This window comes from Polynucleobacter sp. Tro8-14-1, assembly GCF_018881655.1.
Taxonomy (GTDB): Bacteria; Pseudomonadota; Gammaproteobacteria; order Burkholderiales; family Burkholderiaceae; genus Polynucleobacter.
In genome coordinates this window covers 23,715-30,739 of record NZ_JACVPX010000012.1, presented here as the reverse complement: position 1 = coordinate 30,739, position 7,025 = coordinate 23,715, and the positions used below count along the sequence as shown (strand labels likewise).

Sequence of the window (7,025 nt, the reverse complement as noted above, 5' to 3'; positions counted from 1 at the left end):
AATATATCCACTACTACAACCATGATCGGATCAAACAAAAACTAAAGGGATTAAGCCCGGTAAATTACCGAACTCAATCCCTCGTGCTAACCTAACTAAACTGTCCAACTTTTGTGGGTCAGTTCACAATGCTATTCCTTTTTTATTGCATCATTTCTTCCGCATGACCCTTAATGGGTAACCGCAAATCACTACTCCCTCAACCACTGTTTAATCGCATCAAGGTCGCGTTTGGTATCGCTAGAGCCTTCAGCATCAACGCCAGCAGAGGTGTTGCTTAACTTGGCTAACGCCTTCTCTAGCGCTGCAATCTTGGCTTCCTGTTCGATCGTGGCATCAATTAAACCTTTGAGCGCCATTGATACAGGATCATCTACATTCGGGGTCACTCCATAAGCAGAAAAATATTCCTTTGTTTTGCTATCAGGACTTTGCGGTAAATCTGGATGCAAGATGCGAGCAGGAATACCAACCGCAGTCGCACCTGCAGGAATTTCTTTCAATACCACCGCATTGGATCCAACGCGTGCTCCATCGCCCACAGTAAATCCACCGAGAACTTTTGCGCCAGCACTGACGACAACACCTTTGCCAAGAGTAGGGTGGCGCTTAACGCCTTTATAAAGCGAAGTGCCGCCCAAGGTAACGCCTTGATAAATCGTGCAGTCATCACCAATTTCAGTGGTCTCACCAATCACAATACCGAGCCCATGATCCAAAAATACTCGGCGACCAATCTTTGCACCAGGATGAATTTCTATCCCAGTGAAAAAACGCGCAAACATGGACAGCACACGGGCAAGCCATTTCAGACCAAGATTCCATAGAAAATGGGAGATGCGATGCAGCCAAACTGCATGCAAGCCTTGATAGCAAGTGATGACCTCGAGACGATTCCGGGCTGCTGGGTCTCTGGCAATAATGGAGTCGACTTGGTCGAATAGGGGATTTGACATAGCTTGATTTTAACGGGATGCGCTTATTTTCTCAGGAGCATCTGTTTTGCAATACCGCGCAGCAGATCAATCTCTTCTTTATGAAGGCGGCTACGAGCAAACAGCGCTTGGATACGGGGCATCAGTTTCTTGGGGTTGGCTGGATCTAAATACCCAATGGCCTCCAGACCTTCGCGCCAATGTTCCAGCATCGCTGCAACGGCGGCAGGATCGGCAAAATCAGCCATTTCTTCCCGGCTAGATAAGGCATTTCGTCCCCCCAAATGCCGAGAGAGTGTTTCCCTAAGGGTGTAGGCGCAGACCATGATTGCCTGGGCCAAGTTAAGAGACGGGTAGTCTGGATTGGCATCTAACCAGACTCTATGGGTGCATAAGGCCAAATGATCGTTATCCAAGCCAGTTCTTTCTGGACCAAAGAGCAAGGCAACCCGTCTTCCACTTGATGTCGTATCGGCTATTAAGGTCCGAGCGGTCTCCCAGTCTAAGGCTGGTGGGCCAAACTCTCGATCACGGCTGGTTAAGCCTAAAACTAGTGAGCAACCCTCTACGGCGGAGGCTAATGAACTGCTTTCTAAGGAGTGCTCAAGGATATCTGCCGCACCGCTGGCTAGAGCAATGGCATCAGTATTGGCTGCTACGTCTTTGATCTTGGGATTAATAAGGCGCAGATCGCTATAGCCCATCGTTTTGAGGGCGCGAGCAGCTGAACCCACGTTTCCAGGGTGACTGGTTTCGACTAAAACCCAGCGCAATAGTTCAGATTTGTCGATATTCATCAATGCCAATGGGGGTGTTTATAGGGGGTAATAGATGCTAATCGTTTAGAATCAGGCTGTTAGCTTCGTATTGTCATGCAATTTTCCTTTTTGCAGGCATTACAAGGAGCTTGTTCTTATTTAATTTGTCCATCAATACTATGCATCCCATGTTAAATGTGGCCGTCAAGGCCGCCCGTCGCGCTGGAACAGTCATTAATCGTGCTTCTTTGAATTTAGAGCGCTTGCAAGTTGACCGTAAGCAGCACAACGATTTCGTCACCGAGGTGGACAAAGCCGCAGAAGCGGCCATCATTGAAACGCTTAGCGAAGCCTATCCAACCCATGGATTTTTAGCTGAAGAAACAGGCGAACACAATGCGGATGCAGAAAACGTTTGGATTATTGATCCACTAGATGGCACAACTAATTTTATTCACGGCTTTCCGCAGTATGCGGTTTCGATTGCGCTCGCAGTAAATGGCGTGACTCAACAAGCCGTAGTTTATGACCCAACACGTGATGAGTTATTCACCGCTACCCGTGGTGCAGGCGCATATTTGGATCGTCGGCGTTTGCGTGTAGCCACGCAAGATCGCTTGGCAAATTCTTTGCTCGGTACTGGCTTTCCGTATCGTGAAGACCAGGACTTAGAAAAGTATTTAAAGATCTTTGCTGAAATGTCACGTCAATGCGCGGGCTTACGTCGCCCAGGCGCTGCATCATTGGATTTGGCTTATGTAGCAGCTGGTCGTTACGATGGATTTTTTGAGAGCGATCTCAAGCCATGGGACATGGCTGCTGGTGCTTTGCTGATCACTGAAGCGGGCGGACTGATTGGTAACTATCGTGGAGAAGAGGGCTTTCTGAAAAGCGGTGAAGTCATGGCTGCCAATCCACGTATCTTTGCACAGATGGTGCAGTCACTCTCTAAATACTCAGTTTCTTAATTCAAATTCTCGACCCGAGAAGTCAGTAGTGCTTAGTGCTTAATAAGGTCGAGATAGCGCGCTCCAGCACTATCGATCAGTAGGGCGCTTGCCCGAGGATGAAGGCTCTCAGGGTGATCGAGATCCCAGTCAGATAAAACCCAGCGCTGCCAAGCCTGGGTATCCATAGATTCTTTATGATGGGCCGGCAAGTGAGTATGCCCATGAATTAATCTGTCTCCAGATTGATCTTTCATCACAGCTACACAAGCTTCTCGCGTGACATCCATTTTGAGTTGACTTGCAGCAGAGCGATGCTGTGTTTGATATTGGCTATGGCTATTGCTACGTAGATGCTGGGCAACACCTTTGCGCCAATTGAGGGGTAAGGTTAAAAAGAGTTTTTGCACCCAAGGTTTTCTAACCCAACTACGAAATACCTGATAGCCTAAGTCTGCGGTACATAAAGCATCACCATGGGCTAAGACCCATTTGTGTGAAGCTAATTCAACTACGCTAGGATCTGGCAAGAGTGTCATGCCAGTCTTTTTAATAAAACTTTTGCCGATTAAAAAATCTCGATTGCCATGGATGTAATACGTTTTTACTTTGGTAGAAAGGTTAGCGATGGCGCGCTGAACTTCTTGTTGAAAAGGTGAAGATGCGGATGCATCGTCACCAACCCAATACTCAAATAAGTCACCTAGAATAAATACTGCCTCAACTTTAGGAGCGTCTTTTTCACAGAAGTCAAAAAAGCGTTGCGCCGTCAAGGGCATTGACGGCGTGAGGTGTAAGTCTGATATGAGCAGCGCGCTCGCGTGTTGCGGAATCATTCCTCGAGAACAGTAGCCTTCTCAATCACAACATCTTCAGCAGGCACATCTTGGTGAAAGCCGGAGCTACCAGTCTTGACTTTGCGAATGGTGTCAACGACATCCATGCCGCCAGTAACTTTGCCGAATACCGCATAACCCCAGCCTTGGGCATTCGGAGCGGTGTGGTTTAAGAAATCGTTGTCATTCACATTGATAAAGAATTGAGCAGTTGCAGAATGTGGGTCGCTGGTACGCGCCATGGCTACCGTGTAGCGATCATTCTTGAGGCCATTATTGGCTTCGTTTTCAATTTCTGCACCTGTTGGCTTTTGCTTCATGCCAGCAGTCATGCCGCCGCCTTGAACCATAAAGTTATCAATGACGCGGTGGAAAATCGTGCCATCGTAATGACCGCTTTTTACGTATTGCAAAAAGTTAGCAACACTTTTCGGTGCCTTAGCCACATCAAGAGTGAGGGTAATCTCACCCTTATTGGTTTTTAAGAGTACTTTCGCCATTATTAGGTCTACTTTCTAGAGGTTTAGTGAATGAAGTGTTGCTAGGCAGAGAATCTGCAGAATTGAGGGCGCGATTAACAGGGCGCTTTGCAGGGGGCTTGAGCACATCTAAGAGTGCTTTAGCGCGGTTGGAGTATTGACGCTGATTCAGCGTTGTATTTTTCGCGGCATCTTCATACGCTTGAGCGCCAAGGCGAATATAGATCTCACCCAGATTGGCTGAGGCAATGGCATAGCTAGGGCGTAGCTTTAATGCAAGTTCTAAATAATCTCGCGCCTCAATCCATTGACCTTGGTTGGCAGCTATCGCTGCAAGATTGTTATATGGCTCTGGCAATTCAGGGAACTGCTGGGTAATTTCAATCAATGTTTTTTTGGCTTGATCGAATTGGCGCATCTCAATTTGTAAGCGCGCTTTTACAAAACGCAATTGCACATTGCGTGGCGTCTTCTTGAGGTCCGCATTGATTTGGGTAACCGCATCTTGGTATTTGCGTGCCTTGATCAGTTTTTCTACATCGGATGGCACCGCATTTTTGGTGATGGGGTCCGGCTCAATAATCAAGAAGGATAAAAATGGGACGCCAACGGTCTCTGATAACTCTGGGTTTAATGGGTCATAACCCATATCCGCCGATAACCTAGGGGGATCAGTTGGGCTGTAACCGCCTAAATAGGGTTGTGGAGCCAATTGGCCTGACTTCATTTCCTGGGCATGTAATGCCTGAATTTCAGCATCGGCACGTTGCTGGGCAGGCGTGCTGCAGCCTGTCATCAGTACCAGTGATACCAAAGCGGCAAAAGCTGGGACTAAGACCTTATTCAGGGCAAGGTGTGGCGCTGGGGCGTTGTGGGGCATAGAGGAAGGGGTGTGAAACGGGCTCATTCGATATACTCAGCGCTCAGTCTAACAAATTGGCGCTACTTGCCCCACCTTTATAGCCCTATGCTGCAAATCTATAACACCCTTAGCCGTTCTAAACAGGTCTTTAAGCCCATAGTGCCGGGCAAGGTCAAGATGTACGTCTGCGGCATGACGGTTTATGACTTTTGTCATATTGGCCATGCCAGGGTCATGATCGTCTTTGATATGGTGGTGCGTTGGCTTAGGGCTAGCGGCTATGAAGTGCTTTATGTGCGCAATATCACTGATATTGATGACAAGATCATCAACCGTGCCATTGAGAATGGTGAGCCCATTTCTGCATTAACCAATCGCTTTATCGATGCGATGCATGCCGACTCGGATGAGTTGGGTTTAATACATCCCGATCAAGAGCCGCGCGCTACCGATTACATCGCCCAAATGCAGGGCATGATTGGCAAGCTTATTGAAAACGAATTAGCCTATCAAGCCAATGATGGTGATGTCAATTTTGCGGTGCGTTTATTGCCGCGTTATGGTCAGTTATCCGGTAAGACGCTTGATGAATTAAATGCTGGTGAGAGGGTGGCAGTGGGTGATGGCAAACGTGACCCACTGGATTTCGTTTTATGGAAAAGTGCTAAAGCAGAAGAGCCGGCTGATACTCGCTGGAAATCGCCCTGGGGCGAAGGCCGTCCAGGCTGGCATATTGAGTGCTCAGCCATGTCTTGTGACTTACTGGGCGAGCATTTTGATATTCATGGTGGCGGTGCCGATTTGCAATTCCCGCACCACGAAAATGAAATTGCGCAAAGCGAAGGCGCTTTGTATGGCAAAGATCGCAAAGAAGATGATGTTCCCTTTGTTAAGTACTGGATGCATAACGGCCACATTCGGGTGAACGAAGAGAAAATGTCCAAGTCATTGGGCAACTTCTTTTTAATACGAGATGTCTTAAAAAGCTTTGATCCAGAGGTATTGCGTTTCTTCATGCTAAAGGCGCATTACCGTAGTCCGATTAATTATAGCGACGCGCAACTAGAAGAGGCTCGCTCTGGGCTTGGTCGTCTATACACTGCCTTGGCTCAAGCCCCAAAAGCGCAAGCAATTAATCTAGATCCACATAATCCATGGGCTAAGCGTTTTGCGGATGCCATGAATGATGATTTCAATACGCCCGAGGCGATTGCAGTCTTATTTGACCTGGCCAGTGAAGTCAATCGTGCGCAAGGTGATGAAAAGCAATTACTCGCCAATACAATGAAGGCTCTCGGCGCTTCCCTGAACTTCTTGCAGCGTGATCCAACCGCATTTTTGCAATCAGGCTCTAAAGATCGGGATGGCTTAAGTCCTGCACAAATTGAAGAGCGTATTGCTGCACGTGTAGCCGCTAAACAGGCAAAAGATTTTGCCCAGGCAGACTTAATTCGTAAGACATTACTAGAGCAAGGAATTGTTCTGGAAGATAAACCCGGCGGCTTAACAGAATGGCGTAGGGCTTAATGACTGTAGTAAAAGAAATAAAAGTGGAAAAAGCAGAATCAATCTTGCAAGAAATTGCTCCAGACTATTGGGAGCAGGCTTGCAAAGAATTGATGAAGCACGATCGTATTCTGAAAAAACTGATTCCTAAAATTGGATCCGGATTTCTAGTGACACGCGGCGATTCATTTAATACTTTGGCGAGATCAATTGTGGGGCAGCAGATTTCAGTGGCAGCAGCCCAATCCGTTTGGAATAGAGTGGTTGCCGCCAGTAAAAAGAAAGTCACCCCTAAAAATATCCTAGCGCTCTCCGTAGAAGAATTGCGCGCCGCCGGATTGTCTGGGCGCAAGGTGGAGTACATCCGCGATTTAGCAGATCACTTTGATTCTGGACGTCTGCATGCTAATCAGTGGAAAGATATGGATGATGAGAGCGTGATCAAAGAATTAAGCGCTATTCGGGGAATTGGCCGCTGGACTGCTGAAATGTTCCTCATTTTTAATATGGTTCGCCCTAATATCCTCCCCTTAGACGATGTTGGTCTAATTAAGGCTATTTCCCTCAATTACTTCAGCGGTGAGCCTGTTAGCCGCCATGAGGCGAGGGAGGTGGCTGCCAATTGGGCCCCGTGGCATACGGTAGCTACCTGGTATATGTGGAGAAGTCTCGACCCCGTCCCAGTTGAACATTAAAATCAGA

Annotated in this window: 9 protein-coding genes; 4 read left to right on the top strand and 5 right to left on the bottom strand. The window is 47.6% G+C overall.

What is annotated here, in order from left to right:
* A partial coding sequence (locus tag ICN34_RS11425) for an IS3 family transposase (protein ID WP_216122719.1) occupies positions 1-95 on the top strand: 95 nt, incomplete at its 5' end.
* Positions 96-191: 96 nt separating this feature from the next.
* On the opposite strand, the gene cysE is transcribed toward ICN34_RS11425, so the two are convergent.
* Positions 192-956, bottom strand: coding sequence for a serine O-acetyltransferase (cysE, locus tag ICN34_RS11420; RefSeq protein ID WP_072582297.1), 765 nt, complete (start codon positions 954-956; stop codon positions 192-194).
* A gap of 23 nt (positions 957-979) precedes the next feature.
* The gene (locus ICN34_RS11415) at positions 980-1,732 is read right to left on the bottom strand and encodes an RNA methyltransferase (protein WP_216122729.1); all 753 of its coding nucleotides are present in this window, start codon (positions 1,730-1,732) and stop codon (positions 980-982) included.
* Between the two features lie 140 nt (positions 1,733-1,872).
* On the opposite strand from ICN34_RS11415, the gene ICN34_RS11410 reads away from it, so the two are divergent.
* Positions 1,873-2,661 carry an inositol monophosphatase family protein gene (locus ICN34_RS11410; protein ID WP_072582299.1) on the top strand — a complete coding sequence of 263 codons (789 nt, stop codon included), beginning with the start codon at positions 1,873-1,875 and terminating at the stop codon, positions 2,659-2,661.
* A 32-nt stretch (positions 2,662-2,693) separates the two neighbouring features.
* Here the strand turns inward: ICN34_RS11410 and ICN34_RS11405 are convergent, their stop codons facing one another.
* From ICN34_RS11405 to ICN34_RS11395, 3 genes are read right to left on the bottom strand one after another with little or no spacing between them, the layout of a single operon-like run.
* Entirely contained in the window at positions 2,694-3,476 is a 783-nt protein-coding gene (locus ICN34_RS11405) for a UDP-2,3-diacylglucosamine diphosphatase (protein WP_216122728.1), read from the bottom strand.
* Positions 3,473-3,976 (bottom strand): peptidylprolyl isomerase, encoded by a 504-nt coding sequence (locus ICN34_RS11400; RefSeq protein ID WP_072582301.1) that lies wholly within the window; start codon positions 3,974-3,976, stop codon positions 3,473-3,475. Before ICN34_RS11400 ends, ICN34_RS11405 begins: the two co-directional genes overlap by 4 nt.
* Entirely contained in the window at positions 3,948-4,862 is a 915-nt protein-coding gene (locus ICN34_RS11395; RefSeq protein WP_216122727.1) for a M48 family metallopeptidase, read from the bottom strand. The genes ICN34_RS11400 and ICN34_RS11395 overlap by 29 nt, the downstream gene beginning before the upstream one ends.
* A 60-nt stretch (positions 4,863-4,922) precedes the next feature.
* On the opposite strand from ICN34_RS11395, the gene cysS reads away from it, so the two are divergent.
* Together cysS and ICN34_RS11385 are read left to right on the top strand one after the other, a co-directional pair.
* Complete coding sequence (cysS, locus tag ICN34_RS11390) at positions 4,923-6,344, top strand: cysteine--tRNA ligase (RefSeq protein WP_216122726.1); 1,422 nt, start codon at positions 4,923-4,925, stop codon at positions 6,342-6,344.
* Positions 6,344-7,018, top strand: coding sequence for a DNA-3-methyladenine glycosylase (locus tag ICN34_RS11385; protein ID WP_216122725.1), 675 nt, complete (start codon positions 6,344-6,346; stop codon positions 7,016-7,018). The genes cysS and ICN34_RS11385 overlap by 1 nt, the downstream gene beginning before the upstream one ends.
* The last annotated feature ends 7 nt before the right edge of the window (positions 7,019-7,025 follow it).